This window comes from Chitinophaga sp., from assembly GCF_035564935.1.
In the GTDB taxonomy this organism is placed as follows: domain Bacteria; phylum Bacteroidota; class Bacteroidia; order Chitinophagales; family Chitinophagaceae; genus Chitinophaga.
On record NZ_DATMTE010000425.1, the window covers coordinates 1 to 2,826 of the forward strand.

Consider the following 2,826-nt stretch of genomic DNA (forward strand, 5'->3'; position numbering starts at 1 on the left):
CTACCAACTGAGCTAGGGAATCAATTTTTTATTTAACGGACCGCAAAGATAATAATTTCGCAATCACTTCCAAATCCATTCTAAAAAACATACGCCCTTCCCGCACAACGCAGAAAGGGCGTAAATAAAATTAACGTGAAGCAGAAGCAGCGGAAGAAGGATTAAACTTCGCATCCAACATCTTCATAAAATACCCTCCTACTACACTCCTCGCCTGAAATCCCACCTTCGTTCCATCAGTCGTCTCATGCCAATCACTAAGCGGTACCCGTGTAGTCGTTTCCGTTACATACGTATACAACGGCGCTACTAAAGCACTAAAGTCTGAGGAATTATCAGTGAGCACCGCAGTCCACATGATCCAGTCGGATTTGGTGTAGGTTTTACGGCTGTCCAGTGGCAGTCCGTATTTCTGCTGATGCTTCAGATAGAACCCAATTTCTTTCTTGTACACGTCTGCAGGAAACAGGTCAAAGTTGAGCACCTTGTCCCAAACCATGTTATACTTCTGGCTCCAGGTGTTTTTGCTTTCGAAAGCAAGACTGAAATGATCGCCATCATCAGCGAGTTTCACCCAGTTGGCGGCCATTTCTTTGGCGCTTTGTTCGTATTTGGCGGCAACGTCGTTGAGGCCCTGCATTTTGGCGAGCATGGCGTAGGCGCGGATCCCGGCAATGGCTTTCAGGGAAAGGTTGGTATTGCGTGCAAGGTGGCCGGCAAAGTCGTCGGTGCAAAGTTGGTTAGCGGGGTCAAAGCCTTCTTTCTGGAGGTATTCCGCCCAGGTGGTGAGGGTTTTCCAGTGTTTTTTAGCGTAGTCCGCGTTGCCTTCTGCGCGGGCGATGGCGCCTGCCAGTACCAGCATGTTACCGGATTCTTCTACAGGCATGCCTTCGCCGTACACTTGTCCGTTGGCGAGTGGGTAGGTACCCAGGTCGTGGGCGGCATAGGGCTTGGTGTATTTACCGCTTTCGGAGAAGTAGAAGATACCGTTCATCATGCCTTTCATCAGGTCGGGGTTGTAGATCAGGAACAGTGGAGCGGATGGATAGGTAACGTCCACGGTATTGATACAGCCGTTGCTGAAGTTTTCTTTGGAAAGGAACAGGATATCGCCTTGGGGGCTTTTCGCCAGTTTGTGTGCGGAAATAGCCTGGCGGTAGGCCAGTTCGCACAGTTTGGCGTAGGTTTCGCCGCCGGCGCTGATGGCGTCTTTACGCAGTTGTTCATTAAATTTTTCGCATTTACCGATGATGGTAGCGTAATCGGTGAAGGCGGCGTTCAGTTGTTTATCGATGGTTTGGGTGGCGTCGTTTTTCCACCATGCTTTCAGGTTGGTGTTGAAGTACTGTAAAGCGTACAGGTCGTCGTAGCCAAGGAGGAACAGTTGTTCTTTAGGTGTACTGTTTACTGCGCCAAGGTTTACGGCGGTGCTTAGCACCAGTTGTTTATCCAGTTTGGTGGTGGCTGTAGTGCCATTGGCAAATGCTGCTGTGGCATCGCCGGCGGTGCTGATGTATTGCTGCGGGTGAGCGGCAGTAGGTGCGGCCACGTACATATAGCCCCAGTCGATACGCAGGTCGTCCCCTTTCTTTTTCAGGATGGGTTGTTCCTTGGTACCGGCTTTTAAAATGGAGAGCTGCCCGTTGGTGTATTTGGAAGCTGTTACTGGTTGTGCGGGCGCGTTCACTGCAATGTTGGTAGAGGCGCCAAAGTATACCTGCACCTGGTGGGGTGCGTTATCGTTGGAGCTTACTTTATAAGAGATGTAGGAAACGGGGCGCGACAGCAACATGAGGTCGTCCATCAGCAGGGGCGATGTAAAGGTGAGTGTTACATCTGCTTTGCCGCAGGTGAACTGGTAGCTGGTTTGGGTAGCGTTGATGTTCACGGCGGTTTGTTTGGCCGTTTCTATGCCTTTGTTAGTGGGCGGTGGTACCAGGCGGGCAATGCCTGCATCCAGGAAAGCGCCGCCGGCGGTGTTCTGGATATGTATATCCAGCACGTTGCCTTTCTTCTTCAGCTTACTTTTTGCGGCTTCCGGTATGGGCCTGTAGGCGTATTGGTTCAGCCAGCGTCCGTGTTTGTAGATCTGTTCCCCGTTAAGGTATACTACAATTTTATCGTCATGGAAGATTTTCAGGAACAAGTCGGCGGAGGCTACGTCGCCGGCGTCGAAGGTTCTCCTGGTCCAGAGGTTGGGGCTTGCCCAGCGGGTGCCACCGGAGGAAAGGTTATCACCGAAAGGCGCCTGGCCTGTTTTCCAGGCTTTATCGTTGAAGGAGGGTTGCTCCCATCCTTCTGCCGGGGCGGTTTCTGTGTATTTCACCTGGTAGGCTGCTTCATCGGTGGTGGCAACTACCGGCTGGTAGCTGGCCTCGTTCTGGCCCAGTATACGGTAGGTAACACCGTCTACCTTTACCAGCCCGGTAAGCGATTGGGTAGCGCCGGTCCAGTGTTTGGTGGTGCTGCCGTTCAGCTCGTCGGTGGCCGACCAGATGCTGAAATAAGGATCATGTGTGATCAGAGGATACGCTGGCGCCTTTTGTTCCTGTGCTATTGCACTGCCGCCAATGCCCAACAGGGCTAAAAATGCAAATGTTCTCACCATAACGTGATTTGATAAAACGATTAAGCGTAAAAAGTACAGTTAATAAATGTATTACATTTTCCGGGGGATTCATAACCATTCATCATAAAAATTTTCCCGGTCACTTGTATATCATCCATAAACGTGGTTAGTACTAGCTATCGCGAAAAAAATCTCCTGAGAAAATAAAAAAGCGCAAACCCTACTCCCGCCTTGGAGGCCCTGAGAAGCCTTGTCAG

At 50.8% G+C, this 2,826-nt stretch carries 1 protein-coding gene; it reads right to left on the bottom strand.

What is annotated here, in order from left to right; all coding sequences use genetic code 11:
• Nucleotides 1–130: 130 nt before the first annotated feature.
• Entirely contained in the window at nucleotides 131–2,608 is a 2,478-nt protein-coding gene (locus VN105_RS11030; RefSeq protein ID WP_325640778.1) for a glutaminase family protein, read from the bottom strand.
• Between the last annotated feature and the right edge of the window lie 218 nt (nucleotides 2,609–2,826).

Excerpts from the sequence above, each read along its gene's own strand:
- VN105_RS11030 (WP_325640778.1), bottom strand. The coding sequence starts at position 2,608 with ATGGTGAGAACATTTGCATTTTTAGCCCTGTTGGGCATTGGCGGCAGT.